This window comes from Thalassovita mediterranea, assembly GCA_019448215.1.
Taxonomy (GTDB): domain Bacteria; phylum Pseudomonadota; class Alphaproteobacteria; order Caulobacterales; family Hyphomonadaceae; genus Henriciella.
The window spans coordinates 1,911,423-1,937,190 of the sequence record CP080408.1; the positions used below are offsets into that span (position 1 = coordinate 1,911,423).

Genomic DNA, 25,768 nt, shown 5'->3' on the forward strand with positions numbered 1-25,768 from the left:
CCTCTACTGCGTCGCTGAGAAGGCCGCGCCGACATCACGGTAGAAAGCGATGCGGCGGCGCGTCTGCGGCGACAGCGTCACGAGAGAGCCTGCACCGGCCAGCGGCTGAGGCTCAAGCTCTTCATGGGCGATCACCATCATGTCATGCCAAAGCGTTGCTGGAAGGCCACCGCCAGTGACGCGGGTCATGGGCGTATCGTCATCATTGCCGACCCAGACACCGCCCAGGCGTGCGGCGGAAAAGCCGACAAACCATGCATCGCGCCAGTCCTGGCTGGTGCCCGTCTTGCCAGCAACCTGCCAGCCTTCAAGCTGGGCGCGCTTGCCCGTGCCATCGGTGATGACGCGCTCCATCATGGCGACCATGGTCTCAGCATCACGCTGGTTCATCACCCGCTGCGGATCATAGGCGGGCCGCTCGTAGAGGACGTCGCCGCGCGAGTTTGAGATGCGTTCTATAAGGTATGGATCGACCCGCGTGCCGCCGGTCATGAAGGCGCCGTAGCCGCGCACCAGATCGCGTAGATTCATGCCTTGGCTGCCCAGCGCGATGGAGGGGAAGGGCTGGAACTCCCCGCTCACGCCGAGCGACTTGATGAGGGAGATAATATTCTCTTCACCGACTTCCTGACCGAGCTGCGCGGCAATCGTGTTGACCGAATCCTGCAGCGCTTCGGTCAGCGTCATCGGCCCCGCATAGTTGCGCGAATAGTTCTGCGGCGACCATCCGTCGATCGTCGTCGGCTGGTCCCGGCGCACATCGTAAGGCGTTAGCCCCTGACGGATTGCGGCGGCGTATACGAAGGGTTTGAATGCAGAGCCCGGCTGGCGACGCGCCTGCGTCGCCCGGTTGAACTGGTTCTCGGTATAGTCGACGCCGCCATACATGGCGAGAATACGGCCCTTTTCATCCATCAGGATGCCAGCGGCCTGACCTGCATTCTGGCCGGCGCCTTCCTCCTCCATACGCTTGTCGAAGGCATCGTTGATGCGCGCCTGAAGGTCGGCATCAATGGTAAGGGTCACGACCAGGTCGCCCGGCAGGCTAGGCAGGATTTCGTTCACGCGTTCAGTGGCGGCATCGAGCGCATAGCCGAACTGTGGGTCACGGGCAGGTGGTTCAGCCAGTTCGACCTGTTCAGTGGCGGCGCGTTCGGCCTGCGATTGCGTCAGGAAACCAGCTGCGACCATCTCGCGAAGGACATAGGCCTGACGCTGTTTCGCGTCCGTCATATTGTTGGTCAGCGCAAGGCGGGACGGAGCCTGTGGCAATGTCGCCAGAAGTGACGCTTCGCCAACGGTCAGCTCTTCAGGTGCCTTGCCGAAATAGAAACGCGACGCCGCGCCAAGGCCGTAGAAGCCCGCGCCGAAATAGATGCGGTTAAGATAGAGCTCAAGGATCTCATCCTTGGAGAGACGTTCTTCCAGCTCCCGCGCAAGACGGACTTCCTGCGCCTTGCGGCGAAGGGTCTGCTCTGGCGTCAGGACGAGGTTCTTGATCAGCTGCTGGGTGATCGTGGACGCGCCGGAGACCGTCTCGCCGGACGTGAAGTTCGCCCAGGCCGCGCGGATGATGGCCTGCGTGTCGGCGCCATTATGCTCGTAGAAGCGTTTGTCCTCGGCGGCGATGAAAGCCTGTGCGACGTGCGGCGGTAGTTCCTCGACGCGCACGGCGCGGCCATAGCGAGGGCCGCGGATCGCAATCGTATCCCCGTCGCGGTCGACAAATTCGATGGCCTGCTCACGGCCTTTCGCCCAGAGTTGCTCTGTGGTCGGCAGGCTCGGCATGCCGCGATAGAGGCTCTGCACGTATATCCAGCCGGCCAGCAGCCCGATCAGCATAAGGGCAAAGGCGACCACCAGGCTCCATGTCAGGATGGGGCGGCCCGCGAGTATGCCGCGCCCGGAACGCCGCTCTCGACCGTCATAAGTCGGCGGGCGATCTCCTGGCGATCCGAAGTTCGATTTGCCGGCCAAGTGGGTCCTTCCAAGGGATTTGCAGGCGGTATTGCCCGCGCATCATGGTTTTAAATGGGGCAGGGTGAAGGCGGTATGAATGTCACGAATGCGGACGGCCGCAATACGTTGCAAAATCAGCGCAGCGGCGGGGGACAGTCTGCGCCATCGGGGCGGCGTCGGCCCGGCGCCGCACGGCGTGCAAGCACGTCTGCGAGGTCCAGCCGGTTCTCAATCATTTCGACGCTATGGCGCTTGTCCACACAGCTGATCGGCTCACCCGTGTCAGCCGCGATCAGGATCGCCATACCTGTATAGCCGCCATACCAGTCCCAGATATAGTCGGCCTTGTGAAAGCGCAGCAGGGCCTTCGACGCATCTATCGTCGCCTGGCGACTCTCAGAGCCTGAACGCAGATGTGTAAGATCAATCGTGACCAGCTCGACGTCCTCGTCTGTGACGCTTTCGAGTGCGCGGCTGAGCTTTGGTTCGAAGACGCGGCAGGACACGCACCAGTCAGCCGTCAGATTGACCACTTTGACAGGCGCTTGCGCGGCACTTGCGCAAACCGGCATAAAGAAAAGTACTGCGAATAGCCTTGCTGGGCTGGCAATTTGTAACCAGCGGCGCAGCTGTCTATGACGAGACCGTAATAACAAGAACAGGGTTCGCATGCTCGATTTTCTGAACGACCTCATCAACGGCAAAATTCTCATCGCCGTTCTCATTCCACTGGGTCTCATTTTTACCATCTGGTCCAGAGGGGTACAGTTCAGGCTGTTCGGGTCCATGTTTTCCGTCCTTGGACAGGGGTTCCAGCACGAAACGGACCAACCGTCATCCTTTCAGGCGCTGGCGCTGTCAGTCGCGGGCCGTGTCGGTGGTGGTAACATCGCCGGTGTAGCCGCCGCGCTCGCACTTGGCGGGCCGGGCGCAATCTTCTGGATGTGGGTTGTCGGCCTTGTCGGCATGGCGACCAGCTATTTCGAATGTACGCTTGCGCAGGTCTACAAACAGAAAGAGCCGAATGGCGATTTTCGCGGTGGCCCGGCCTATTACATCAAGCACGGTCTTGGGAAGAAACTCGGCAAGGCAGGCCCCGTCCTCGGCTTTGTCTATTCCCTGCTTCTGCTCGTCACCTTTGGTTTCGCGTTCATCTGCTTCCAGAGCTTTGCAACGACCAGCTCGATCGATTCAGCCTTTGGCGCGCCGCGCCTCTGGTCGGGGATTGGTCTCGGTATCGTGGTCAGCCTTGTGATCTTTGGCGGTGTGCGCCGCATCGCGAGTGTCGCTGAGATCATCGTGCCGGTCATGGCCGTCTTCTATGCGCTGCTCGGCCTCTATGTGCTGCTGACCCATATCCCGCAGATCCCGGGTGCGCTCTCAACCATCGTGATGAGCGCCTTTGGCTTCAATGAAGCGGTTGCCGGCGGTATTGGCGGGGCGATCATGATGGGCGTCAATCGCGGGCTCTTCTCCAACGAAGCTGGCCTCGGCTCTGCGCCAAACGTGGCGGCCGCCGCCTATGTCGAGCATCCGGCCCAGCAGGGCATGGTGCAGTCGCTGTCCGTCTTCATCGACACGATCATCATGTGCACGGTGACCGCGCTGATCATCATCCTGTCGGCGCAGTCCTATATCGGTGTCGATGATGAGGTTCAGGGCGTGCTGACCCAGCTTGCGCTGGCTGATCACGTTGGCGGCTGGGCAGAGTATTTCATCGCTTTCGCGCTCTTCCTCTTCGCTTTCTCGTCGATCATGTATTCCTATTATCTCGGTGAGAATGCGGTCGACTATTACATCCCGGACAATATGGTCGCGGTCTATGTCTACCGCTTCATGGTGATCGGCTTCGTCCTGCTCGGGTCGACGATCCAGCTTGGCGACGTGCTCAGTTTCAGCGACGTAACCATGGGGCTCCTGGCGATGGTGAACCTGTTCGCCGTGGCGCTGCTCTTCCCGATTGGCCTGCGGATCATGAAGGATTTCGACGCCCAGCGGAAAGCCGGCGTGAAAGTTCCGATCTTCGACCCAGACAAGTTCAGCGATCTCAATATCGACAAGTCGGCCTGGCAGCTGACCGAACGTCTTGGCGGGCCTGCGGATACAGAAAAGACGTAGTCAAGAAAGAAGCCCTCATTATTCGATGAGGGCTTTTTGTTTCGCATCGAACCACGCGGGCGTATTGCACGACACCTGAGACCATCGCCCCACCCCAGTTTATCCTGGGCTTGTCGAAGGAAGGAGGGCGGAGGCGGGCTAGTTGAAAACCTGGTCGCACTCAGAAACTATTTACGAAGCCTGAAGTTCAGCACATCGCCGATTTTCGACAGTATAACGTATAGAAGAGGAACCATTGAAATCGTAAAGAAAACAATGGTGCCTCTTGGGTGAGGAGGGACGTCTTCACTCATCGGGATGTAGACAAAAGACACAACCGCGTTAACGGCAAGCACAAAGACGAGGGTGACAACCTTCTTCATTGCGTGCGCCGTTCGACCATAGCTCTTTACTTGAACACCCGGTCGAAAATCAGGTCGACGCGCTTGAAGTGGTAGTCGAGGTCGAACAGCGCTTCGAGCTCTGCATCGCTGAGCTTCGAGGAGACCTCATCATCGCCCTTCAGAAACTCGAGGAACGCCCCTTCACCCGCCCAGGTGCGCATCGCATTGCGCTGGACGAGGCGGTAGGAGTCCTCACGGCTGACACCGGCTTCGACCAGGGCGAGCAGCACGCGCTGCGAGTTATGCAGGCCGCCAAGACGCATCATGTTGGACATCATGCGGTCTGGATAGATCAGCAGGTTCTCAACGACGCCCGCAAGGCGATGCAGCGCAAAATCCATGTGGATCGTCGCATCAGGACCAATGCCTCGCTCGACCGACGAGTGGGAGATGTCCCGCTCATGCCAGAGGGCGACGTTCTCCAGCGCAGGGGTCACGGCAGAGCGGATCAGGCGCGCAAGGCCCGTCAGGTTTTCGGTCAGCACCGGGTTACGCTTGTGCGGCATGGCGGAGCTGCCCTTCTGGCCTTTGGAGAAGAACTCCTCCGCTTCCAGAACTTCAGTGCGCTGCAGGTGGCGGATTTCGGTCGCGAGACGCTCTACCGATGAGGCAATCACGCCGAGCGTTGCAAAGAACATGGCATGACGGTCGCGCGGAATGACCTGCGTCGAGACAGGCTCTGCGGCGAGGCCGAGCTTTTCGGCAACATGTTCCTCAACGCGCGGATCAATATTGGCGAACGTGCCGACAGCGCCTGAAATGGCGCAGGTCGCGACTTCCTTGCGCGCGGCGACGAGGCGCTCCCGGCCACGCGCAAACTCTGCATAGAAAGTCGCCAGCGTGACACCAAAGGTGGTCGGCTCTGCGTGGATGCCGTGGCTGCGGCCGATCTTCGGCGTGTATCTGTGCTCTTCGGCGCGCTTCTTCAGCGCGGCCAGAACACGGTCCATGCCAACCAGAAGCAGGTCAGAGGCGCGCACCAGCTGAACATTGAGGCAGGTGTCGAGCACGTCAGACGAGGTCATGCCCTTGTGCAGGAAGCGGGCAGGCTCTCCGACATGTTCGGCGACATTGGTCAGGAAGGCGATGACATCATGTTTGACCTCTGCCTCGATCTCGTCGATGCGGGCGACCTCAAAGCTCGCCTTGTCGCGAACAGCTTTCGAGGTGCCTTCCGGGATCTGGCCGAGCTCTTCCATGGCTTCGGCGGCGAGTGTCTCGATCTCCAGCCAGATGCCGTACTTGCTTTCAGGCGACCAGATCGCGGTCATCTCCGGGCGGGCATAGCGTTCAATCATGTCGGGCCTCTCTCGCGCTTATGGCGCGGGTTCTACGCGCGCAGGCGAGAGTCGCAAGCCCTAGGCTGCCGGGTTTTCCGGTTCATCCCCAACGGCAGGCCGATTTTCAGCCCAGGTCAGCAGGGCATCGAGCGCAGGACAAAGGGACTGCCCCCAGTCGGTCATGCAGTACTCTACCCGCGGCGGGACTTCGGGGTGGACGATCCGGCGGACGATGCCATCACCTTCAAGCTGCCGCAGCTGCTGGATAAGCATCTTCTGGGAGATTGCAGGGATGGCGCGTTCGAGTTCCGAAAATCGCAGCAGGTTGCCGCCAAATAGATGGAAAAGGATCACGAGTTTCCACTTGCCCTCGAGCATGCGGATAATTTCTTCAACGCCTTCTGCAGCCGATTCCTGAGTGTATTCGCGTTTCTTACCTGGAGGTGAGTACCCCACTTTTTTGTCTGTACTTGTCATTTTTCTGGCGCCGCTCGATCTCCGTCACAGGACAGAATGCCCCGCGGGGCAGAAAGGAGCAATGCGATGACCTTACCTGAAACCGTGCAGGCCTTCTTTGACCTGCCAAAGCCAGCGACCACCGGCCAGATAGAGGCGATTTTTGTGCCTGGTGCCCATGTGCGCGACGAAGCGCGCGATTATCATGGGATTGAGGCAATCACCACGTGGTGGCGTGAGACGAATGAGACCACGCCTTTTACCGCAGTACCGAAGTCACTTGAGGAGAATGGCCCTGTGCTCCTCGTCCGCGCTGAAGTGTCGGGCAGCTTTCAGGGCAGCCCTGTCATTCTCGGCCACCATTTCACGCTGCGCGGTGGCAAGATCGAGGAGCTTGAAATCAAATGAGCGAAGCCTGGCTAAATCTGAAAGGCCTGAAAGTGCTGGTTACTGGCGGCACCAAGGGCACAGGCGCGGCGATTGCCCAGCGCTTTGCTGATGCTGGCGCGGACGTTCTGGTGACGGCGCGCCATGAACCGGAGCAAAGCAGCAAAGGGATAGAATTTGTCCGGGCTGATCTTTCGTCTGGCACAGGTGCCTCAACGCTTGCGACCGTGGCTGACTATCGACTGGGAGGTGTAGATGTCCTGGTCAACGTCGTGGGCGGCTCATCTGCGCCAGCCGGCGGATTTGCGGCGCTCACCGATGAGGTCTGGTCCGACGAAATAAACCTGAACCTGATGTCGGCGGTGCGTCTCGACCGGGCCATACTACCGGGCATGATCGCACGCGGGAAAGGCGTCATCATACACGTGACATCTATTCAGGCGCGCATGCCCCTTCCCGAAGCGACGACCGCCTACGCCGCAGCCAAAGCTGCGCTGTCAGCCTACAGCAAGTCACTTTCAAAAGAGGTGGCGCCGAAAGGTGTGCGTGTGATGCGGGTTGCTCCGGGCTGGATCGAGACGTCAGCAGCAACCGAACTCGCGGAACGTCTGGCCCTTGAGGCGGGCACAGATCTGGAAGGCGGTAAGAAAATCGTAATGGACAGCCTCGGCGGAATTCCGATTGGGCGTCCGACCCAGCCTGACGAAATCGCCGACCTCGTCGCCTTTCTCGCATCACCGAGGGCCGGCGCGATCACCGGCGCAGAGTATGTCATAGATGGCGGGACCCTGCCGGTCGTGTAGGGGAGGCTCCCTAAACCTCTGCGGCGAGCACGCGCGGGAGTTTGAAGGTCACTGTCTCTTTCGCGGTCGTGACGTGCTCGACTTCGATGTCGAAGCGGGCGCGGCAGGCGGCTATGAGGCCCTGGACGAGGTCTTCAGGCGCCGAGGCACCGGCCGTAAGGCCCAGCGTGCTGACGCCATCAAACCAGTCCCAGTCGACATCCGCCGCACTGGCGACAAGGCGCGAATCCTTCGCCCCGGCGCGCAGAGCCACCTCGACGAGGCGTTTGGAATTGGAGGACGTCTCCGCCCCGATGACCAGGAAGAGGTCACAGCCGTCCGCCATCGCCTTCACGGCTTCCTGACGGTTGGTCGTGGCGTAGCAAATGTCTTCCTTATGCGGGGTCGCGATGCCCGGGAAGCGGTCCTGTAGGATGCCGACAATGTCCGCGGTATCGTCGACCGACAGCGTGGTCTGCGTGACGAAGGCGACGTTGGCCGCATCGCGCGGCTCAAAGACGCGGGCATCCTCTTCAGTTTCGATGAGTGCGATGGCGCCGTCCGGCAGCTGTCCCATAGTGCCGATGACTTCCGGGTGGCCTGCATGGCCGATCAGGACGATTTCCTTGCCGGCCCTGTGATGACGCTCTGCCTCGACATGGACCTTGGATACGAGCGGGCAGGTCGCATCGACATAGACCATGTTGCGACGCTCTGCTTCTGCGGGCACGGCCTTGGGCACGCCATGGGCGGAAAAGACGACCGGCCGGTCAGGCGGGCACTCATCCAGCTCTTCAACGAAGACTGCGCCGAGCGATTCGAGCCGCGAGACGACGTGCTGATTGTGCACGATCTCGTGGCGCACATAGACGGGCGCGCCCCACTTGCTGAGGGCTTCCTCGACAATCTGGATGGCCCTGTCGACGCCTGCACAGAAGCCGCGCGGAGCGGCGAGCCTGATTTGCAGTTTTTGGCGGTCCATAAAAATCCTCCTGCACACGACGCAGATGGGGCGTTGCGCCATTTGCTGGTGCCCGGTAACACTGCACCTCTTACATGGACAGCCTCGCCCGCGAGGCCAAGACCACAAGGCATGATTATGCGCGTTCTAGCTGTACTTGCTGCCGGACTTATGCTCGCGGCCTGCGGAAGCAACCCACTGACACGGGCGCTGGATACGCGCCAGAACGCTGGCCCATGTCCGCCAGCTGCGGCGCTTTATGATGCCTCGCGCGTCGTGAAGCTTCAGGGCGAAGGCAACAGCTATAACAACATCACCTATACGGGTGAAATCACGCGCGTGAATCTCGTCTGCCGTTATGTCGATGACCAGCCGATGCGCGCTGAAGTCGAGATTGATTTCGCGTTCGGCAAAGGCCCGCAGGCGACCTCAAACAGCCACACTTACAATTACTGGGTCGCGGTGACGCGCCGCAGCTCCAAGGTTCTGGCCAAGCAATACTTCACGGTCGACGCAAATTTCGCTGGCAACACGGTCGATGGCCGCCGCGAAGTCATTCAGGACATTCTGGTGCCGCGCGCCGATGAGACGATTTCGGGGTCTAACTTCGAAGTGATTGTCGGCTTCGACCTCACCGATGAGCAGCTCGCCTTCAACCGTGAAGGCCGCCGCTTCCGCCTCGACGCCGGCAGCTGACACTAGAAACTTCCGGAAACGGCCATGATGGATCTCGTTACGCACCTGTCGAAGGTATTCGAACAGGCATTTGAAGCTGAAGGCTTTGAAAGCCGCTGGGGCGCTGTGCGCCGCTCGGACCGGCCGGAGCTTGCCGATTTCCAGTGCAATGGCTGCATGGGCGCTGCCAAATCCAAGGGCATCGTGCCGCGAGATCTCGCCACCACGATTGCCGAGAAGGTGCAGGGCGACGAGGCGATTGAGCGCGTCGATGTTGCTGGCCCCGGCTTTCTGAACATCAAGGTAACGTCCGCTGCGCTTTCGCGTCAGGCCGAAGCGGTTCGCGCAGATGACAAGGCTGGCGGCGGCGCTGTCGCATCGCCTGAAAAGGTCGTGATCGACTTTGGCGGCCCGAACGTCGCAAAGCCGATGCATGTCGGCCACCTTCGCTCAGCCGTCATTGGCGACACGCTCTGCCGTCTTTTCCGCTTCCTCGGCGAGGACGTGACGGGTGACGCGCACCTTGGCGACTGGGGCCTGCAGATGGGCCACCTCATCACAGAGCTTCTCGCTGAGCAGCCCGACCTCATCTATTTCCGTCCCGACTTTTCCGGGCCCTATCCTGAAGAGCCGCCGGTCACGATCGAAGACCTTGGCCGTCTATATCCGCAGGCCTCTGCAAAGGCGAAGGCCGACCCGGCCCGCAATGAGGCAAGCCAGCTCGCCGTCGCCGAGATGCAGGCCGGGCATCCCGGCTACCGCGCACTGCTGCGCCACTTCATCAATGTGTCAGTCGACGCGCTGAAGATCGACTACTCCTTCCTGGGCGTCGAGTTCGACCTCTGGAAAGGTGAGAGCGATGTCGATGGGCTGATCTCCGGCATGGTGGAGGACCTGAAAGACAAGGGCCTCGCCAAACTGGATGACGGCGCCTGGATCATCGACGTCGCCCGCGAGAGCGACAAGAAAGAGATGCCGCCCTTCATGGTCATCAATTCGCGTGGTGGCACCGGCTATCACGCGACCGACCTTGCGACCATTGTCGACCGGGTCGAGACGCTGCATCCGGACCGCATGCTCTACGTGGTCGACCAGCGTCAGGCACTCCACTTCGAACAGGTTTTCCGCGCCGCGGACATGGCAGGCCTCATGGCTGAGGACCGGCTGGAGCATATCGGCTTCGGCACGGTGAACGGCACGGACGGCAAACCGTTCAAGACGCGTGAAGGCGGCGTGCTTCGCCTCGCAGACCTCAACCGCATGGCGCTCGAAGAAGCTGAAAAGCGGATCGGTGAGACTGGCCTGTCCGGTGATATCGGCGAGGACGAACGCGCAAAGATCGCCGCGCTAGTGGCGCGCGCCGCCCTTCGATTTGCTGATCTGCAGAATGTGCGCACGACGAACTACGTCTTCGACCTTGAGCGGTTTACCAGCTTTGAGGGCAAGACAGGCCCGTACCTTCTCTATGCAGCCGTGCGTATCAAATCGCTTCTGCGCCGCGCGAAGGAAGCTGGTCATGCCGCAGGCGAGATCCGCATCGAGAGCGACACAGAACGCGCGCTGGTTCTGGCGCTGGACGGGTTCGCAGGCGCGCTCGAGCAGTCCCATGCAAAGCGCCAGCCGCACATCCTCTGTGAGCATGTCTATTCGCTCGCCCAGGCCTTCAGCGCGCTCTATGCCGCCCACCCGATTGCCAATGAAGAGGATGCGGGTCTTCGCGCCTCGCGCCTTGGCCTTTGTGAGGCTGTGCTAAGGCAGCTTGAGGCAGGCCTCGCCATTCTCGGCATCGAGGCGCCAGAGCGCATGTAGCGCCCGGTTAACGAAAGCGGCCGCTTCGTTAACCCTTTCAGCCCCGATTCAAGAGCCTGCGCCGCAAATTAGCGGTTCAGCCCGTCATGCCGGTAACCTTCGTGCAAGGCCTCTTTCCTATGCTGCCTATGGAACGCGGCGCCTGAAGGAGAGCCTCATGCTTAAAGACATCATCTCGGTGGCAGCGATTGAAACGGGCCTCGAAGAGCCGGTGGCCCGTCACGCGGTCGGCATCGTCTTTAACGCAGCGCAAAGGCAAGGCAGCGACCTCATCGAACGCGTCTTCGCGCAAGTGCCGGGCGCGCGAACCCTGTCGGCCTCAACTGCGACCCGCGAAGGTTCGCCGCGCGGCCCGATTGCCCAGCTGATTGAACAGACCCCTGGCGGACGTCGCCACGTTTCCTTCGACATGTTTCTTCGTCTGCAGCGGGCAGGCCTCGGCCATGCCGAAATCGCCGCCCTGATGACGTCGATCAGCCGCGTCCTAGGTACGCGGTTCTCCCTCGGAGAAACGGCGCTTCTCGCGGCGCTCTTTGAAGGCAGCACGCCCGAAATGCCGGAAGAAGACCAGGGCCGCAGCAGCGCGGTCGCCTGATCGCTTAGCGACCACTTCGAAATGACGGCATGCGTCGCTGGCGCTGCGATAGGGCTTCCCAATCGCGGGCGCGCAGCTTAGCACCCATTGCATGACGACAAGCGACCAGATCCAGACCCTTCCGTCCCTCACTGTCGAAACAGATAGCCGGGCAAGCTTTACCTCGGACGCACTTGATGCCGGCGCGCTCTGCGCCCTGTCGATCCGGGCTATGCAGGCAGCGGCCGCCGCGCTTTCCGGCCCTGCGAACGCGCAGCTAGTCTCCATCAGCCACGATGTGACGGGAAAACCCTTCGAAGGCGGAAGCGCGGCAGTCGAAAGCCGGACCGATCGTCAGACGCGTACGCTGATTTTCATGGGGTCAGAGCTTTCCTCTGCGGCAGGTCTGCACATCCGTTCGACCGCGATTTTCCGGCTGGACGCCGCCTGACTTCGGACGCCTGAGCAGATTGGCAACACCCTGCACGCTGCGTGCAGCGCCGCCATCTTGTTTCACTTTACAACTCTTTCCGTGTGCGTGCAGACTCGGCGCCGGCTGATAGGAAAAAGGGGCTGGCGTCCGTCCACATGATGATGCACCGCCGAACAACTGAGGGCCCCGAAGAGGGGGCTCACGCCTCCGTCCATTTCGGGGACGAATCGCGTGATCTGGCCGCGCTGTGGCTGCACGCGACCGGCTTTAACGGCATGACCTACAAGTCGATGCTGGCCCCGCTTGGCGAACGCCATCGGGTCGCCGCACTCGACATGCGCGGGCATGGGCTCACCAGCCTGCCGGCAGACCCGAAGACGCTGAAATCCTGGCATGTCTACCGCGACGATGTGATCGACTTCCTAGAGAAGGAATCGACCGGACCTGTCGTGCTTGGTGGCCATTCAATGGGCGGCTGCGTCTCGCTTCTGGTGGCGGGCAAGCGGCCTGACCTTGTCGCAGGCCTCGTGCTGGTCGATCCGGTCGTGCTGAACCCGCGCTTCTATTTCTGGCTCCATGTCCTGCCTTTCGTGCGCCAGACCAACCAGATGTCGCGTCAGGCCAAGCGCCGTCGCGCCGAATTCACGAGCCGTGAGGCCGCCTATGAGGCCTATCACGGCAAGGGCGCCTTCAAGAGCTGGCGCGAGCCTTTCCTGAACGACTATCTCGAAGATGGCGTCAGGGAGACGACCAATGAAAAGGGCGATTCAGTCGTCAGGCTGACCTGCAATCCGGCTTGGGAGTCGGCGACCTTCTCTTCACAGCGTAACCAGCCTTGGGGCGCACTGAAGAAGATCGAGAAGGTGCAGACGCCAATCGTCGTCTTCCGCCCGAATATCAAGCCAGTAATGACCAACAAGGTCACCAATCTGATGATGGCGCATTACCGCGAACTGGTCCTGCGGGAGCGTCCCGGCGCAAGCCACTTCCATCCTATGGAAGTGCCTTATGAAGTGCGCGATGAGATGGCCCGCCAGATCGCCTATCTGATTGATGGATACTCGCCCGCAGAAGACGGCCTGCTGCGCCGTACCCTGCACGGCAGCCAGTGGGACGATTACGACTAGGCTTCTTGCCTAGAGTTTGAGGTTGCCGGGCGCGATCTCGGCTAGCTCGTCCATCAGGTCCGGCGGCGTCGCCATGGTCTTGCGCGTGACCAGATCGAAAGTGACGGCGACCGCTTCGCTTGTCATCCAGGGACGCCCCGTCGCAGGGTCCAGCATCCAGTGCGTCAGGGCGTGAACCTTTTCTTCGGCCCGCGACAGTGCGGTGCGAACCTGAAACAGCTCACCAGCCTTGGGCCAGCCGCGGAAGATGATCCGGTTCTCGAGAACAGCGGCGCCCATGCGGCTGCCTTCCACGGCCTGGGCGACTTTTTCGCGCCAGTCATAGAGCAGGTTCGGCACTGAGTCGGACACGCGGCCAATGAACCAGTGCGGCTTCATGCGGCCGAAGACGTCGCAATGTGCCGGCTCAACCATGCCCTGACCGATCAGCTTGACGCCCCGGCTCTCCGCAACACCAAGCGTCACATCCTCATTCGGCAGTGGCTCAACGCTAAGGTCGATGCCGCGCGGCGCTGTGGCTGCAGGTGGTTCTTCGATCAGGTCGGTCAGTGCCTTGCGGGTGCGGTCGCTCCACGGGAAGGGGCGCATATCGTCGGCCGATGCATGGATCAGCCTGGTGCGAAATGCAGCGGCAGGCGTGCCGTCGCCATGCAGCAATTCCTGATAGACAGTGACCCGCGTCTCATCGACGTCGAGGACGCAGCCGCGCATATGTAGCGGGCGGCCGGGGTGAACCTCGCGCATGAAACGGATGTGCTGTTCCAGCGGGATCAGCGTCGACGGCGACCCGGTCTGGTAGACATGGCTCATATGGCAATGGGCGGCCAGCGTGCCGAGGCCTTCGAACGCCTTTTCCAGATAGATGCGGACATTCATATGCCCCATCTCATCGCAGTCCCAGGTATTCGCGCTCCCCTTCCAAAGGTCGATCAAGCTGGTTCCTCCGGCTGGCTTGGCACTATCTTGTGGGGAGAGTTAGCCGCGCTCGGCGCGGGGGGCAACCTGTCGTCAGGCCGCGCAATCGCGGCAGACACCGCGCGCTTCAATGACGGCCTGGCGCACCTGGAAACCAGCGGCCGCGGTTTCAGCTTTCAGCGCGTCATTGGTCGCAACGGCGTGGAGCTCCTCTGCCGCGCCGCATTTCTCGCAAATCAGGAAGACCGCAGAGTGCTTGTGGCTGGTATGGCCACACGCGACATAGGCGTTGAGGCTCTCGATCTTGTGGGCGAGCCCCTGTTCCTGAAGGAAGTCCAGCGCGCGATAGACGGTTGGCGGCTTGGCCGCGCCTTCGCCATCGAGATTGGCAAGCAGGTCATAGGCCTTTGACGGTTCATCGCTTTCCAGCAGGAGACGCAGCACCTTGCGGCGGATTTTCGTCAGGCGCTGGCCACGTTGCGCGGCGAGCGCTTCTGCCTCGGCAAGGAAGGTCTCCACATCCTGCGGGCTGCAGGGCGTGTTCGCATGGACGTGCGTATGTGCATCAGCGTGGGCCATTGCGATCAATGTCGGATGTTTCGAGCGGAATTTCCAGTCAGAAACGCTGTCTCAGCCTTCGTCGATACGGTGAGATGCGTAGTCGGGCCCATTTGACGCGCGGTATGGAGGCGCGCGACAGAGAGGCCAATATTCCGTTTCACGACAGGTGTTTAGCTCGCCTCATCATCAATGAGGAGGGTCTCATGAAACTTCATATTCTTGCCGGGCTGGCTACGGCGACAGCTCTTGTTTCCACCGCACCAGCCTTTGCCGAACCGGGCGACTGGATGGTCCGCGGCCGCGTTCTGGGCGTTCTGCCCGATGAGAGCGGGGAGCTCAGCGTCGGCAATACGCGCCTGCCGGGCACGGTCGATATTGGCGACCAGTATGTGCCAGAGCTCGACATCACTTACTTCTTCACCGACCATATCGCTGCAGAGCTGATCCTCGGCGTGACACCTCACGATGTGAAGGCAACGAATGTCACCATTCCGGGCGTGATGACCGATGCGACGGTCGATCTTGGCGATGTGTGGCTGCTGCCACCGACGCTGACCCTGCAGTATCACTTCGATACCGGATCCGCCTTCAAGCCCTATGTCGGGGCAGGTGTGAACGCGACCTTCTTCTTCAACGAAGATGAAGGCCCTGTCGCAGACGGCATTGATTATGATCCGACCGTCGGTTTCGCCCTGCAGGCAGGCTTTGATTATGACCTCGACGGCGTCGAGGGCGGCTGGGCCTTCAACGCCGATATCAAGAAAGTCTGGATTGAGCCGGATGTGAAGGTGAACCTCACCAGCGCTCTCGGCCCGGCACTCGGTACCGCGCCGGTTATCGTGAACGCTGATGTCGAGATCAACCCGGTCATTGTCGGCCTGGGCCTCGGCTACCGTTTCTAGCTGCGCCTTACGCACCTCCGATACAGCTAGGAAAACTGAAAGGCCCTCTGCAGGAAGCAGGGGGCCTTTTTTTGTAGGGACTAGATCGCCGGGCAAGCGCCGCCATTTTCCCTCATCCCGTCCAGCATGCCATTCACGACACGGTTGAAGGTCGCGAGGTTGTCGGCAAAGGTCTGGCCGTCCCCGGAACTGGCGTCCTCTGGCAGCAGCGCGCCGGAGACAAGCGCGTCCGTTGCTTCCTTGGCGCTTTCATCAGCAGACGACATGCGCGTCGAAACGCGCTCAAAGAAAGTCGCGATCATCTCGCGCGCATCGCCATTATCGTCGAGTGTGGCTTCGAGACACGTACAGGCGGCGTCCGGCGTGGTGTCGGCTTCGCGAAGGTTCGGGCTGAGCGAGCGGTCGCCGAGCACAATACGGCACTGATTGAACATCTCGGCCTTGTCGCCGCCGCTTGTGCCGCAGGCCGGCAGGATAAGCGATGCGCCAATCAGGCATGAGGCGAGGATGGTCTTTTTCATTGTTGTGCTCCTGGGTTTGCTCTTGCGCAGCAGGCCTTGTCGCAGGTGAGGCCCGCGCCGCTTCATCAGACTTAACGAAAATACAGAAAGCAGGGTTCCGCCCTCGATAACTCTAACCAAGGGCGGTCAGGCTGTAGGCGAGGACAAAACCGACGGCGGTCGCGAAACCCGCGAGCAAGTGATCTTCCCGGTACGCCTGCGGGAACACTTCTGTCCCGAGAGAGGCAACCACCGCGCCTGCCGCGAAAGCGCGAATAAGGGCGAGTGCTTCCTGCGGCGCACCTTGCAGCAGGAGATTGCCGATAATGGCGGACGCGGCCAGCATGGCGGCAGCTGCGGCCCAGAGGCCGAACGCTTTTGATTTGGACAGCCCGTCCTCGCGCATTTCCTTTGCGCCGCCTGCCGCTTCGGGAAGGTTCGACAGGAAGATCGACCCTGCAAGAGACGCGACCTGAAGCGGGCTTGCGCCAATCAGCGCGACCCCAAGTGCGAGGTTTTCCGGAATGCCGTCCAGCGTGATCGCGGCGAGCAAACCCCCGCCGCCGCCGCCAAATTTCTGCTTCACGAAGTAGTCGAGCACCAGAAATACAACCGCCCCCAACATGAGCGCGGCCATAACCCACAGGAGCGGCGCGTTTTCCGATGCTGGCTCGACCAGTTCAGAGACAACAGATACGATCAGCGCGCCGCCCGACGTCGCAATAAGAAAGCCTTCGACGCGCTTTGGAAGCGGTCCGAACAGGCCCCAGGCCGCCCCGGCCAGCAGGGCGGACGTCACCACGATGACGACAATGGCCATGGTCATGTGCGCGTGTCTCCTTGCCGGACTAGACGGGCAAGGACGCAGACAGTTCCGGATGTCGCCCTAGAGACCGAGCTGGCGGGAGGCGAGGTCGCGCATGATCTCTTCAGAGCCGCCGCCGATCGCCATGACGCGGACCTCGCGGTAGATGCGCTCCACCCGGTGGCCGCGGATAAAGCCCGCGCCGCCGAGGATCTGCATCGCTTCTCGCGCGCAGAATTCCATCGTCTCGGTCGCCTGCACCTTCAGCATGGCAAGCTCTGCGATCGGCTGTTCGCCGTTCTGGACCCGCCAGGTCAGCTGGTCGAGCATGGCAGTGGTCGCCCAGACCTTCTGGCACATGGCCGCGATCTTGTGGCGGATGACCTGATGGTCGGCGAGGCGCTTGCCGAATGTCTGGCGCTGCTGGGCCCAGGCTGCCGCGTCCTCGATACAGACGCGGGCGCAGGCAGCGGCCTGCGCGGCCATGCCGAGACGCTCACCATTGAAGTTCGCCATGATGCTGACAAAGCCGCGGTCGACCTCGCCGATGAGGTTCTCTGGCGGCACGAAGACATCGTCGAAATGGATGGTGGCCGTGTCCGAAGCCCACCAGCCCATCTTCGGCAAAGCGGTGCGCGAGACACCTTCAGCTTCGAGGTCGATCAGCATGAGCGAGATGCCGCCCATGCCTTCGCCGCCGGTGCGCACAGCGGTCGTCAGCCATTTCGACGTACACCCGCCCGTAATGTAGGTCTTCGACCCGTTCACGACCCAGCCATTGCCAGAGCGTTTGGCGCTCGTCTTCAGCTGCGCGACATCAGACCCGCCGCCCGGCTCTGTGATGCCGAGGCTGATCTGCTTCTTGCCGGAGAGGACTTGCGGTGCGATCTCCCGCTTCATGTCTTCGCTGCCGCCAACCATGACAGGGGGCAGGCCGATGCCGTGGATCATCAGGGCAGAGGACACACCGCCCGCGCCCATACGGGCCAGTTCTTCAGAGGTCACCGTGCCGTGGAAGCGGTCAAAGTCGGTGCCTGCGCCGCCATATTCCTCGGGATAGCCCATGCCGATCAGGCCAGCTTCCGCCGCCTTGGGATAGACGTCGCGCGGGATTTGCCCGGCCGCTTCCCATTCCTCGATGTGGGGAACGAGTTCCTTTTCCACGAAGGCGCGAACGGACTTGCGCCAGATGGAATGGGTATCGTCCATCCAGGGGGCTGGGGGACGAAGACTGTCGAAGGTGATTTCTTGTGCTTTTGCCATGCGCGCGATGGTGTCCAGACGCGCAGCGAAATCAATTCGTGACGCCGGGGCAGGTTTTCGCAGAAAGTGAAGACACTGTAACACCTCGCTGCCTTTACCGTGCCGCATTGTGTGTCTTAGATGTCACTGTGCGATATCATACTTCCCCCGAGATGCTGAGCGGTCGCCCCGAACCGCTTTTCAACAGGCTGCCGCCCGTCGTGCTGATGCTGACGGCGATCATCACGATCGCGTCGAGCGTCCAGCTCCTGTCGCAATCCCAGCTTTTCCTTGATCGCTGGATCGCGGCATGGATGTTCGATGCCGGCGCGATCGCGGGCGGGCCAGAGTTTGACGGCGTCTACCGCCCGCTCGGCAACATTGCGCCGCTCATCCTGCACGTCTTCCTGCATGGCGGCATCTTTCACCTTGCGATGAACATGATGGCGCTGGTCGCCTTCGGCCCGCCCGTGGCGATTGCGCTTGGGATCGACCGGAAAGGCGCCTTTGCCTTCCTGCTTTTCTTTGCGGGCTGCGCCATCTCCGGCGCCCTCTTCCAGATCGGGTGGAGTGAGTTTACAGGCCAGTCAGAGCTTGCCATCGGGGCCTCATCGGCGCTGTCAGGCTTCCTGCCAGCGGTTGGCTGGCTTCGCGGCGGCCTCAAGGGCGCTGTGCGCATTTCCGTTCCGTGGATCGTGATCAACATCGTGATCGCCGTGGTTGGCGAGTTCATGGCTTCGATCATCGGCATCAGACTCGCCTGGGCAGCCCATATTGGCGGCGTTGCGGGCGGTATCGTGCTCTTCCCGTTGATGCTGGCGGTGTTCAACACGCGCCTCTGGCGGCTGGTAAAGCGTCTCTAGCTTTTACGGTTCGCGCCGCAGCGCCGGGGCAGCAATGCCGATTGCTGCGCTCTTCCTGACACGTTCACGCATGAAGCGGTACAGCTCAGCCGGGCGCCCGCCCGTGCCTGCTTTCATCTCACCCGTTCCGCAGACCAGCCCCGTGCGATCCAGCGCGCGGCGGAAGTTCTGCTTGTGCAGGGACAGGCCGAGTATGCCTTCGCAGGCAATCTGCAGGTCTGACAGGGTGAAGCGGTCTGGCATCAGCTCAAAGACAACTGGCCGGTAGCGGATCTTGCCGCGCAGGCGCTCCATCGCGGTCGCCAGGATGCGGCGGTGGTCCGACGCCATCGGCTCACCGAGGCGAACATCAGGCAGCGGCAGGTCCGCGTCACGCGCGCACTCGATCACAAGGCCGGCTTCATAAAGCAGTTCATAGCGCTCTAGCACGCGGTCCTCGCTCCAGTCCTGACCATTGAGGCCGAATGCGAGGTCGATCCGCGTGCGCCGGGAATCAGAGCCTGCAGCCCAGGTCGCAAGTCGCGGCGCGATTTCGCGGTCGATGAGGTCCGGGCGGCCAGTACGGTGATCTTCCCATGGGAAATGGCTGTACCAGCCGCGCCACTGCGCCTCGAGCCGGTCAGGCAGGCGCTGCTGATCCGGCGTCAGGGCAAGATAGCCGACTGACACCACGCGCGCATCTGCCGGGGCATCAGCGAGCGTCGCTTCGGGTGTTTCGCGGTCGCGGTCGCCGAAGGTGTAGAGCTGCTCGACATAGCCAAGGTCAAAGCCGGTCTGCTCCCGCACCCAGCCGCGCAGGGCGATCTCAAAGGTGCGATGGCCTTCTGGGTCGAACGTACCAAAGGGCAGGCCGCCAAGCCCGCCATCGCGGCGCGTGACAAGCACGCGCGGCGTGTCGCCGTCGCAGGCGACGATCACGACTGAAAGACCGATGATCAGCGGGATCGCCATCAGGCCGCGCGCTCCATCTCGTGCAGCAGTGTCTCGTGCCGGGCGACAAAAGAGGCCTGCGCCTTGGTCGGTGCGCAGGGCGCAAGCTTTAGCGTGATGCCTTCGGGCGGTTTGCCGAAGAAGCGGTCTGCCTCATCGGTGGAGAAGCCAGCCAGCTGCGTTGCCTCATACCAGGCGCAGATATGATCGGCGCGCTTGATCAGCTTTTTAAGCTTGGCAGGCAGACGGGCCGGCAGGCCAAAGCGGACATGGATCGCCTCGGTCAGGCGGTTTTCGATGTCCTTGTAGCCATCGCCAAGGACTGTCTTGAATGGGGAGATCATGTCCCCGATTACATATTCCGCGGCGTCATGATGAAGTGCCATCAGCCGGTCAGCTGCTGGCAAGGCAGGTTCCAGCTGGCCGCAGATCTGTTCGACGATGACGCTATGTTCGGCGACGGAAAAGGCATGGTCGCCCAGCGTCTGGCCGTTCCAGCGCGCGACCCTTGCAAGGCCGTGCGCAATGTCATCGACTTCGATGTCCACGGGGGAGGGATCAAGCAGGTCCAGCCGCCGGCCGGACAGCATGCGCTGCCAGACGCGTGCTGGCGCTTTCCTTGAGGTTGTTGCGGGGCGGGAACTCATGTCGTCTATGTATACATCTGCCTGACAGGGTAAAGAAAACGCCTCATTTCGCTTACGAACTGCCCCGTTCTTGCCGCGAACTGGTGAGACCTCGTTAAGGCCTCTCCGGCATAAACACACTCAAAGACAACGGCAAAGCCGAGGCGGAGTGATTATGGTGGATATGGTGATGCATGCGGCGGAGAACGCGCTCGCACCGTGGTGGGTACTGGCTGGGGCGGCACTGATCATAACGGTCGAGGCCGCCCGCAGCTGTAAGTCCATTCTCTGGAGTGACCTCGGCGACGACGAGGACTAGGTGTTGACCGGCTCGCGGTTAAACTTGCCAGCCTGATAGTCGGCGATCGCCTGCCTGATTTCAGCTTCGGTATTCATGACAAACGGCCCGTGCGCGACGACGGGCGCCCCGATCGGGTCTGCATGACCGTAAAGAAGATAGCCGCCATCAGGTGCGCTCACTTCAATCGTGTCGCCATCGTTACTGAACTCAACCAGTTCGAACTTTTCAGCGCGCGTATCGCCAAGCGAAACCGAGCCCCTCACGATATAGAAGAAGACGTTCCGGCCTTTTGGCGCGGGCAGGGTGATTGCACTGCCAGCGGGCAGGTCGACCATCGACATCATCACGCCGGTCAGTGAATCGACTGGCCCGCTCTTGCCATCAAAGTCACCAGAGACGAGGTGCAGTTTCGCGCCGCCTTCTGCTTCAATCGACGGGATGTCCGGTGACTGAAGGCCGGTATAGCGGGGCGTGGTCATCTTCAGCTCTGGCGGCAGGTTCACCCAGAGCTGCAGGATCTCCATATCCCCGCCATCACGCTTGAATTCCGGCGGCGACAGCTCTGCGTGGATGAGGCCAGAGCCTGCGGTCATCCACTGCACCCCGCCTGCATGGATCACGCTTTCATGCCCGCCGGTGTCCATGTGGGCGAGGCTGCCCTCAAGGATGAAGGTGACCGTTTCAAAGCCGCGATGCGGGTGCGGGCCAAAGGGCAGGCCGTTATTGCCAGCCTTGTAGAGCTGTGGCCCGTGATGGTTCAGAAACAGGAATGGGTCGACCTGGTCCAGCCCCCGGTTCGGCACCGGGCGGCGGGTTATCAGGTCGGAAATATCGTCTCTATAGGCGGCGTGTTTCGCCTTGATCGTGCGTGCTGTCATGGCCCGCATGTAGGGCGGTCAGGCGACCTTTTCCACAAAGACTGTGCCTGCCGAATAGCCCGCGCCGAAAGAGCAGATGAGGCCCTTTTCCCCGGCCTTGAAGTCGGCCGAATGCTTATGGAAAGCGATGATCGAACCGGCAGAGGACGTGTTGGCGTATTCGTCGAGGACAGTCGGGCTTTCATCCTCACTGGCCTCATGTCCGAGTACCTTGGTCGAGATGAGCCTGTTCATGTTCGCATTGGCCTGGTGGAGCCAGAGCCGCTTCAGCTCGTCCGACTTGAGGTCGAGTCGCGTCAGCTCCGACAAGATCATCTCGGATACCATCGGCACGACTTCCTTGAAGACCTTGCGGCCTTCCTGGATGAAAAGCTTGTCGGCTTTGCCTTCGCCGGACGGGTCGGCCCGGTTCAGGAAGCCGAAATTGTTGCGGATATTGTTGGAGAATTTGGTCTTCAGATGCGTGCCAAGGATCTTCCAGTGCTGGGCAGGTGCGACCTCTTCGGCTTCGACCAGCACCGCTGTGGCGACATCACCAAAGATGAAGTGGCTGTCGCGGTCGGTCCAGTTGAGGTGGCCGGAGGTAATCTCCGGATTGACCATCAGCACTGATTTCGCATGGCCCGCACGGACAAAGTCAGCGGCCGTCTGGATGCCGAACGTCGCCGATGAGCAGGCGACATTCATGTCGAAGGAGAAGCCCTCGATGCCGAGCGCTTCCTGAACCTCGATCGCCATTGCCGGATAGGCGCGCTGCATGTTCGAAGCGGCGCAGATAACGGCGTCCACGTCTTTCGGGTCACGGCCAGCGGTTTCGAGCGCCTGTTTGGCGGCTTTCACCGCAATCTCGGCGAGGATGGAAATCTCGTCATTGGAGCGCTCGGGGATGTTCGGACGCATCACGGCAGGGTCTACGACGCCGGACTTGTCGACGACATAGCGCGACTTGATGCCGGAGGCCTTCTCGATGAACTCGACATTCGAGTGGGTCTTGGCTTCCAGCGTGCCGGCTTCGATCTCGGCCTTGTTTGCCTCGTTCCAGCGGTCGGCCCAGGCATTGTAGCTTTCGACCAGTTCGGCATTGGTGACGGTATGCGGCGGCGTCCAGAGACCGGTCGCGGAAATGACGGGTGTCATTGAAATGTCCTCCCTGCGCACGCCCCTCGGTGCGTCAGACTTCTGTTTCAAAAGAAATTAGACAGGCTTGCAGGCCGCGTCGACCTTTAAGGTGCGCTGGCGTCCTCGCGCTCTTTCTCTTCACGCTCGCGGCGGCGCTCCTCGCGCCACTGATCCTCGGCGCGTTCGGCCCGGTCGATGCAGTCGAGACGCTCGCGCGCATCGACGATTTCATCGCAGGCGCTGCTATTGTCGAGATAGGTACCGCCATAGTGCTCACAGCCAGCGAGGATTAGAAGCCCGGCCAGAGCTGCGCCAATCTTCGTTTTCATGAATGAAGCTCCTGTATCTCGCCATGACGCGGGCAGCGCGTCTCATGATCGTTCACCATACCAACAGCCTGCATGAAGGCATAGACAATAACAGGCCCGCAGAACTTGAAGCCGCGCGCTTTCAGCGCCTTGGCGATTTCCTCTGAAAGCGGCGTCTTGGCGGGCACGTCGGTGATGTCGCGCAGCTGGTTCACGATGGGCGCACCGCCCGTAAAGCTCCACAGCCATTCAGAAAAGTCCTCGCCCTTCTCCTGCATGTCGAGGAAAGCGCGGGCATTGCCGATCGTCGCCTTGATCTTGGTCGGGCTACGGATAATGCCTGGATTGGTCAGGGCTTTTTCGATCCGCTCCTGGTCCCACGTGGCAATCTGTTCGGGAATGAAGCTGTCAAACTCCTCGCGGATGGCGTCACGCTTTCGAAGGATGGTAACCCAGGATAGCCCCGCCTGCATGCCGTCGAGCTGCAGCTTCTCCCAGAGGGCGCGCGGGTCATACTCGGGAACGCCCCATTCCTCGTCATGATATGCGCGGTAGAGCGCGTCTTCGGCCGGCGCCCAGCGGCAGGGCAGGGTCTCGTCGGGTGAGAGATTCATGCCCATGCTGCGCGTCTCCTAGTCGGTCTCGTTCTCGGCGAGGACGGCGGCGAGTTCGTCCTTGAGCCAGTCTGGCCCGAGGATACTCACCGGATTTCCCTCAACGGTCAGTGTATCGCCAGCCTTTGCGAGACGGTCAACGCGAACCGTAGCAAGCGCTTTGCCAGAGGTCGTACTGCTGATCTCACCCACGGGCGTCTCACCCTCAAGGCTTTGACCTTTTGAGAGATTTTCGCCCTCGATAATGACAGTGCGCTTGCGCAGCTTGCCGCGCCTGTGCATGCGCGAGACGACTTCCTGGCCGACGAAGCAGCCCTTTTTGAGGTCCACACCGCCCATGCGGTCCATGTTGATTTCCCATGGAAAGACTTCGCCGCCCTGAAAGTCGCGGCCCCATTCGGCAACGCCTGCTGGAATGCGAATGGCGTCCCAGTCCTCGTCGCTGATCGTCGGCGCTGAGCCATCTTCAACAAATGACCGCCTCGGAAGCTCTGGCGAGCGGGGGTCGGCAGTGCCCTCATCGCCAATGGCAACGGCCTGTTTGCCATCGACATTGATGTCGACCTTGGCGCGGAGGCGAAACATCTGCAGGCGTTTGGAGAGGTCACCAACCGCGTGGGTCGCGACGTCGAGAAGCGCGCCAGCCTCTGTGCGGTGGGCAATGAAATCGGCGATGACCTTGCCCTGCGGCGTCAGCAGGGCGCCGTAACGCGCCTCACCCGTCGCCCAGTCATGCGTGTTGTTCGTGACCAGCCGCTCGAGCAGGGCGATCGTGTCGGGACCGTCCAGAACGAGCACGGATCTGTCGGAAAGAATCTTTGTGTCCATGCCCGCAGATTTAGGGTTTCCGACCGTATCCGCCAGCCCCGTCCCCGCATTTGCGCGGTGCAGTGACGGTGTACTGGCGGTGCATGGACGGTGTTTTCTAGCCGCGTTGGCGGTAGCGGCCCGGAATAGCTGCGATAATGGCGGCCGCGAGCGCCGATTTGATCACCGCGCCGACAAGGAACGGCGCGACGCCTGCGAGGAAGGCCGCCTCTGCGCCAACCAGCGTCGAAAGCCATGCCCAGCCAGCGAGAAGGATCACGCCGTGCAGTCCAAGAAAGCTCGCAAAGCGGCTGACATGACCGCGTGCGATCGTGCGCCCGGCGAGACCAGCAAGATAACCCGCAACCGGGAAGGCGAGGAGGAAACCGGCTGTCGGGCCTGTAAAGGCAAGCATTCCGGCCTTGCCGCCAGAGAGAACGGGCAGGCCAAACGCGGCGAGCGCCAGCCAGGAGACGATCATCGCAAGGCCCATGCGCGGACCGGCCAGCGCGCCAACCAGAAGCACGGCCAGCGTCTGCATCGTGACCGGCACCGGCACCATCGGCACGGCGACATAGGACGACGCCGTCAGGACACCGACCCCGGCAAGGAGAAGGGCGATCTGGCGAGTTGGGGCGAGGCGGTCTGTCATCGATGTGGTCTGCATGGGGGAGGCACGCTCATTGTTGTCTATGTTTTCGTTGGGCCGGGTGTGCGCCGGTGCGGCGGCCGGGTCAAGGCGGCGCCGGGACTTGCAAGCGGTGGCAGGGCAGCAAAGACTGGGGGCTCGACCTGCTGGCGATTCGCTTTGGAGCAGGTGAGCCTGAGGGAGCCCATGCCTTTGACGCCGAGAACTGTCCTCCTGCCGCTCGCGCTGCTGCTCCTTGCGTCTGGCTGCCAGGGCTACAAGACGCGCGGCGCGTGCGATGATGACGTCGACCGCCTGCAGGGCGCGATCCGCGACACGACGATCTACCTCGACGCGCTCCGCCCGGAGCTGCGCGCGGGCTTTGCCGAACTGCTCGATTGTGACCGGATCAGTGAGGGTTGCGACGCCGAGACATGGCTGATGCGGGCCCAGAACATGCAGCGCGCCCACCAGGATGTGCGCACCCGCTTTGCCCGCGCCGTAGAGCTCTGGTCGCCGGATGCCTGCGTGCCGCACCTGCAGAACTACACCCTCAACCCGCCAGACCCAGCCACATGGCGCGGCTATTTCTTCACCCTCGACGAGACGGGCGACCAGATCGATGAACTCGTCGACCGGTTTGAGCGCCGGGTGGGGTAGGAAGAGCTGGGCTCTCGGGCCGCGCTCCCTTCTCCCGGATGCGGGAGAAGGGCCGGGGATGAGGGCTGAGACCTCTGTGGCTGTGGTGACAATCGAATAAGTCTTCGACATTGGCGCCCTCACCCCTGACCCCTCTCCCGCATCCGGGAGAGGGGAAGGTTTCGC

General features: G+C 61.6%; 30 protein-coding genes. 12 read left to right on the forward strand and 18 right to left on the reverse strand.

The window, feature by feature from the left end; translation table 11 throughout:
• Positions 1-3 precede the first annotated feature (3 nt).
• Both KUV46_09575 and KUV46_09580 read right to left on the reverse strand, forming a co-directional pair.
• Positions 4-1,977, reverse strand: coding sequence for a PBP1A family penicillin-binding protein (locus KUV46_09575; protein QYI99602.1), 1,974 nt, complete (start codon positions 1,975-1,977; stop codon positions 4-6).
• Between the two features lie 116 nt (positions 1,978-2,093).
• Positions 2,094-2,492, reverse strand: a complete 399-nt coding sequence (locus tag KUV46_09580; GenBank protein ID QYI99603.1) for a hypothetical protein — start codon at positions 2,490-2,492, stop codon at positions 2,094-2,096.
• Between the two features lie 136 nt (positions 2,493-2,628).
• Between KUV46_09580 and KUV46_09585 the strand changes: the two genes are divergently transcribed.
• Positions 2,629-4,077, forward strand: coding sequence for an alanine:cation symporter family protein (locus tag KUV46_09585; GenBank protein QYI99604.1), 1,449 nt, complete (start codon positions 2,629-2,631; stop codon positions 4,075-4,077).
• 388 nt (positions 4,078-4,465) lie between these two features.
• On the opposite strand, the gene purB is transcribed toward KUV46_09585, so the two are convergent.
• Both purB and KUV46_09595 read right to left on the reverse strand, forming a co-directional pair.
• Positions 4,466-5,758, reverse strand: coding sequence for an adenylosuccinate lyase (gene purB / locus KUV46_09590; protein ID QYI99605.1), 1,293 nt, complete (start codon positions 5,756-5,758; stop codon positions 4,466-4,468).
• 60 nt (positions 5,759-5,818) lie between these two features.
• Positions 5,819-6,217, reverse strand: a complete 399-nt coding sequence (locus KUV46_09595) for a helix-turn-helix transcriptional regulator (GenBank protein QYI99606.1) — start codon at positions 6,215-6,217, stop codon at positions 5,819-5,821.
• A gap of 66 nt (positions 6,218-6,283) precedes the next feature.
• Between KUV46_09595 and KUV46_09600 the strand changes: the two genes are divergently transcribed.
• Both KUV46_09600 and KUV46_09605 read left to right on the forward strand, forming a co-directional pair.
• A complete protein-coding gene (locus tag KUV46_09600) occupies positions 6,284-6,604 on the forward strand; it encodes a nuclear transport factor 2 family protein (protein ID QYI99607.1) in 321 nt (106 codons plus the stop codon).
• Complete coding sequence (locus KUV46_09605; protein ID QYI99608.1) at positions 6,601-7,386, forward strand: SDR family oxidoreductase; 786 nt, start codon at positions 6,601-6,603, stop codon at positions 7,384-7,386. Before KUV46_09600 ends, KUV46_09605 begins: the two co-directional genes overlap by 4 nt.
• 10 nt (positions 7,387-7,396) lie before the next feature.
• On the opposite strand, the gene ispH is transcribed toward KUV46_09605, so the two are convergent.
• Positions 7,397-8,347: a 4-hydroxy-3-methylbut-2-enyl diphosphate reductase gene (ispH, locus tag KUV46_09610; GenBank protein QYI99609.1), complete on the reverse strand. Its 951-nt coding sequence runs from the start codon at positions 8,345-8,347 to the stop codon at positions 7,397-7,399.
• Between the two features lie 111 nt (positions 8,348-8,458).
• Here ispH and KUV46_09615 point away from each other — a divergent pair, with 111 nt between their 5' ends.
• The 5 genes from KUV46_09615 to KUV46_09635 all read left to right on the forward strand — a co-directional run bounded on the left by KUV46_09615 (position 8,459) and on the right by KUV46_09635 (position 12,944).
• Positions 8,459-9,022 (forward strand): hypothetical protein, encoded by a 564-nt coding sequence (locus tag KUV46_09615; protein QYI99610.1) that lies wholly within the window; start codon positions 8,459-8,461, stop codon positions 9,020-9,022.
• 24 nt (positions 9,023-9,046) lie between these two features.
• Positions 9,047-10,810, forward strand: a complete 1,764-nt coding sequence (gene argS / locus KUV46_09620) for an arginine--tRNA ligase (protein ID QYI99611.1) — start codon at positions 9,047-9,049, stop codon at positions 10,808-10,810.
• Positions 10,811-10,967: 157 nt separating this feature from the next.
• Positions 10,968-11,405 (forward strand): hypothetical protein, encoded by a 438-nt coding sequence (locus tag KUV46_09625; GenBank protein QYI99612.1) that lies wholly within the window; start codon positions 10,968-10,970, stop codon positions 11,403-11,405.
• Between the two features lie 91 nt (positions 11,406-11,496).
• Positions 11,497-11,835, forward strand: a complete 339-nt coding sequence (locus KUV46_09630; GenBank protein QYI99613.1) for a hypothetical protein — start codon at positions 11,497-11,499, stop codon at positions 11,833-11,835.
• Positions 11,836-11,972: 137 nt separating this feature from the next.
• Entirely contained in the window at positions 11,973-12,944 is a 972-nt protein-coding gene (locus tag KUV46_09635; GenBank protein QYI99614.1) for an alpha/beta hydrolase, read from the forward strand.
• Between the two features lie 9 nt (positions 12,945-12,953).
• Here KUV46_09635 and KUV46_09640 read toward each other — a convergent pair whose 3' ends face one another.
• Both KUV46_09640 and KUV46_09645 read right to left on the reverse strand, forming a co-directional pair.
• Positions 12,954-13,877, reverse strand: a complete 924-nt coding sequence (locus tag KUV46_09640; protein ID QYI99615.1) for a thioesterase family protein — start codon at positions 13,875-13,877, stop codon at positions 12,954-12,956.
• A 75-nt stretch (positions 13,878-13,952) separates the two neighbouring features.
• Positions 13,953-14,438, reverse strand: coding sequence for a transcriptional repressor (locus KUV46_09645; GenBank protein ID QYI99616.1), 486 nt, complete (start codon positions 14,436-14,438; stop codon positions 13,953-13,955).
• Between the two features lie 185 nt (positions 14,439-14,623).
• Between KUV46_09645 and KUV46_09650 the strand changes: the two genes are divergently transcribed.
• Positions 14,624-15,322, forward strand: coding sequence for an outer membrane beta-barrel protein (locus KUV46_09650; GenBank protein QYI99617.1), 699 nt, complete (start codon positions 14,624-14,626; stop codon positions 15,320-15,322).
• An 80-nt stretch (positions 15,323-15,402) separates the two neighbouring features.
• Here the strand turns inward: KUV46_09650 and KUV46_09655 are convergent, their stop codons facing one another.
• The 3 genes from KUV46_09655 to KUV46_09665 form a co-directional block, all read right to left on the reverse strand.
• Complete coding sequence (locus tag KUV46_09655; protein ID QYI99618.1) at positions 15,403-15,843, reverse strand: hypothetical protein; 441 nt, start codon at positions 15,841-15,843, stop codon at positions 15,403-15,405.
• Between the two features lie 112 nt (positions 15,844-15,955).
• Complete coding sequence (locus KUV46_09660; protein ID QYI99619.1) at positions 15,956-16,648, reverse strand: zinc transporter; 693 nt, start codon at positions 16,646-16,648, stop codon at positions 15,956-15,958.
• 60 nt (positions 16,649-16,708) lie between these two features.
• Entirely contained in the window at positions 16,709-17,836 is a 1,128-nt protein-coding gene (locus tag KUV46_09665) for an acyl-CoA dehydrogenase family protein (GenBank protein QYJ02386.1), read from the reverse strand.
• Positions 17,837-18,018: 182 nt separating this feature from the next.
• On the opposite strand from KUV46_09665, the gene KUV46_09670 reads away from it, so the two are divergent.
• Positions 18,019-18,732, forward strand: a complete 714-nt coding sequence (locus KUV46_09670; GenBank protein QYI99620.1) for a rhomboid family intramembrane serine protease — start codon at positions 18,019-18,021, stop codon at positions 18,730-18,732.
• A 3-nt stretch (positions 18,733-18,735) separates the two neighbouring features.
• On the opposite strand, the gene KUV46_09675 is transcribed toward KUV46_09670, so the two are convergent.
• Together KUV46_09675 and KUV46_09680 are read right to left on the reverse strand one after the other, a co-directional pair.
• Positions 18,736-19,683 (reverse strand): NAD regulator, encoded by a 948-nt coding sequence (locus KUV46_09675; GenBank protein ID QYI99621.1) that lies wholly within the window; start codon positions 19,681-19,683, stop codon positions 18,736-18,738.
• Positions 19,683-20,309: an HD family hydrolase gene (locus KUV46_09680; protein ID QYI99622.1), complete on the reverse strand. Its 627-nt coding sequence runs from the start codon at positions 20,307-20,309 to the stop codon at positions 19,683-19,685. The genes KUV46_09675 and KUV46_09680 overlap by 1 nt, the downstream gene beginning before the upstream one ends.
• A gap of 148 nt (positions 20,310-20,457) precedes the next feature.
• On the opposite strand from KUV46_09680, the gene KUV46_09685 reads away from it, so the two are divergent.
• Complete coding sequence (locus KUV46_09685) at positions 20,458-20,607, forward strand: hypothetical protein (protein QYI99623.1); 150 nt, start codon at positions 20,458-20,460, stop codon at positions 20,605-20,607.
• Here KUV46_09685 and KUV46_09690 read toward each other — a convergent pair.
• From KUV46_09690 to KUV46_09715, 6 genes are all read right to left on the reverse strand, one after another.
• Entirely contained in the window at positions 20,604-21,467 is an 864-nt protein-coding gene (locus KUV46_09690) for a pirin family protein (GenBank protein QYI99624.1), read from the reverse strand. The genes KUV46_09685 and KUV46_09690 overlap by 4 nt on opposite strands.
• Positions 21,468-21,485: 18 nt before the next feature.
• Positions 21,486-22,604, reverse strand: coding sequence for a beta-ketoacyl-ACP synthase III (locus KUV46_09695; protein ID QYI99625.1), 1,119 nt, complete (start codon positions 22,602-22,604; stop codon positions 21,486-21,488).
• A gap of 86 nt (positions 22,605-22,690) precedes the next feature.
• The gene (locus KUV46_09700) at positions 22,691-22,915 is read right to left on the reverse strand and encodes a hypothetical protein (GenBank protein QYI99626.1); all 225 of its coding nucleotides are present in this window, start codon (positions 22,913-22,915) and stop codon (positions 22,691-22,693) included.
• Positions 22,912-23,508: a DNA-3-methyladenine glycosylase I gene (locus KUV46_09705; GenBank protein QYJ02387.1), complete on the reverse strand. Its 597-nt coding sequence runs from the start codon at positions 23,506-23,508 to the stop codon at positions 22,912-22,914. Before KUV46_09705 ends, KUV46_09700 begins: the two co-directional genes overlap by 4 nt.
• 18 nt (positions 23,509-23,526) lie before the next feature.
• The gene (locus KUV46_09710) at positions 23,527-24,336 is read right to left on the reverse strand and encodes a hypothetical protein (protein QYI99627.1); all 810 of its coding nucleotides are present in this window, start codon (positions 24,334-24,336) and stop codon (positions 23,527-23,529) included.
• A gap of 97 nt (positions 24,337-24,433) precedes the next feature.
• Positions 24,434-24,982, reverse strand: a complete 549-nt coding sequence (locus tag KUV46_09715; GenBank protein ID QYI99628.1) for a biotin transporter BioY — start codon at positions 24,980-24,982, stop codon at positions 24,434-24,436.
• Positions 24,983-25,150: 168 nt separating this feature from the next.
• Between KUV46_09715 and KUV46_09720 the strand changes: the two genes are divergently transcribed.
• On the forward strand, positions 25,151-25,603 hold the full coding sequence (locus KUV46_09720; protein ID QYI99629.1) for a hypothetical protein: 453 nt from the start codon (positions 25,151-25,153) through the stop codon (positions 25,601-25,603).
• Positions 25,604-25,768 lie beyond the last annotated feature (165 nt).

Excerpts from the sequence above, each read along its gene's own strand:
- KUV46_09595 (QYI99606.1), bottom strand. The coding sequence starts at position 6,217 with ATGACAAGTACAGACAAAAAAGTGGGGTACTCACCTCCAGGTAAGAAA.
- KUV46_09715 (QYI99628.1), bottom strand. The coding sequence starts at position 24,982 with ATGCAGACCACATCGATGACAGACCGCCTCGCCCCAACTCGCCAGATC.
- KUV46_09710 (QYI99627.1), bottom strand. The coding sequence starts at position 24,336 with ATGGACACAAAGATTCTTTCCGACAGATCCGTGCTCGTTCTGGACGGT.
- ispH (QYI99609.1), bottom strand. The coding sequence starts at position 8,347 with ATGGACCGCCAAAAACTGCAAATCAGGCTCGCCGCTCCGCGCGGCTTC.
- KUV46_09650 (QYI99617.1), top strand. The coding sequence starts at position 14,624 with ATGAAACTTCATATTCTTGCCGGGCTGGCTACGGCGACAGCTCTTGTT.
- KUV46_09665 (QYJ02386.1), bottom strand. The coding sequence starts at position 17,836 with ATGGACGATACCCATTCCATCTGGCGCAAGTCCGTTCGCGCCTTCGTG.
- KUV46_09585 (QYI99604.1), top strand. The coding sequence starts at position 2,629 with ATGCTCGATTTTCTGAACGACCTCATCAACGGCAAAATTCTCATCGCC.
- KUV46_09645 (QYI99616.1), bottom strand. The coding sequence starts at position 14,438 with ATGGCCCACGCTGATGCACATACGCACGTCCATGCGAACACGCCCTGC.
- KUV46_09600 (QYI99607.1), top strand. The coding sequence starts at position 6,284 with ATGACCTTACCTGAAACCGTGCAGGCCTTCTTTGACCTGCCAAAGCCA.
- KUV46_09720 (QYI99629.1), top strand. The coding sequence starts at position 25,151 with ATGCCTTTGACGCCGAGAACTGTCCTCCTGCCGCTCGCGCTGCTGCTC.
- KUV46_09625 (QYI99612.1), top strand. The coding sequence starts at position 10,968 with ATGCTTAAAGACATCATCTCGGTGGCAGCGATTGAAACGGGCCTCGAA.
- argS (QYI99611.1), top strand. The coding sequence starts at position 9,047 with ATGATGGATCTCGTTACGCACCTGTCGAAGGTATTCGAACAGGCATTT.
- purB (QYI99605.1), bottom strand. The coding sequence starts at position 5,758 with ATGATTGAACGCTATGCCCGCCCGGAGATGACCGCGATCTGGTCGCCT.
- KUV46_09675 (QYI99621.1), bottom strand. The coding sequence starts at position 19,683 with ATGGCGATCCCGCTGATCATCGGTCTTTCAGTCGTGATCGTCGCCTGC.
- KUV46_09680 (QYI99622.1), bottom strand. The coding sequence starts at position 20,309 with ATGAGTTCCCGCCCCGCAACAACCTCAAGGAAAGCGCCAGCACGCGTC.
- KUV46_09605 (QYI99608.1), top strand. The coding sequence starts at position 6,601 with ATGAGCGAAGCCTGGCTAAATCTGAAAGGCCTGAAAGTGCTGGTTACT.
- KUV46_09700 (QYI99626.1), bottom strand. The coding sequence starts at position 22,915 with ATGAAAACGAAGATTGGCGCAGCTCTGGCCGGGCTTCTAATCCTCGCT.
- KUV46_09615 (QYI99610.1), top strand. The coding sequence starts at position 8,459 with ATGATTATGCGCGTTCTAGCTGTACTTGCTGCCGGACTTATGCTCGCG.
- KUV46_09635 (QYI99614.1), top strand. The coding sequence starts at position 11,973 with ATGATGATGCACCGCCGAACAACTGAGGGCCCCGAAGAGGGGGCTCAC.
- KUV46_09695 (QYI99625.1), bottom strand. The coding sequence starts at position 22,604 with ATGACACCCGTCATTTCCGCGACCGGTCTCTGGACGCCGCCGCATACC.
- KUV46_09655 (QYI99618.1), bottom strand. The coding sequence starts at position 15,843 with ATGAAAAAGACCATCCTCGCCTCATGCCTGATTGGCGCATCGCTTATC.
- KUV46_09690 (QYI99624.1), bottom strand. The coding sequence starts at position 21,467 with ATGACAGCACGCACGATCAAGGCGAAACACGCCGCCTATAGAGACGAT.
- KUV46_09705 (QYJ02387.1), bottom strand. The coding sequence starts at position 23,508 with ATGAATCTCTCACCCGACGAGACCCTGCCCTGCCGCTGGGCGCCGGCC.
- KUV46_09660 (QYI99619.1), bottom strand. The coding sequence starts at position 16,648 with ATGACCATGGCCATTGTCGTCATCGTGGTGACGTCCGCCCTGCTGGCC.
- KUV46_09630 (QYI99613.1), top strand. The coding sequence starts at position 11,497 with ATGACGACAAGCGACCAGATCCAGACCCTTCCGTCCCTCACTGTCGAA.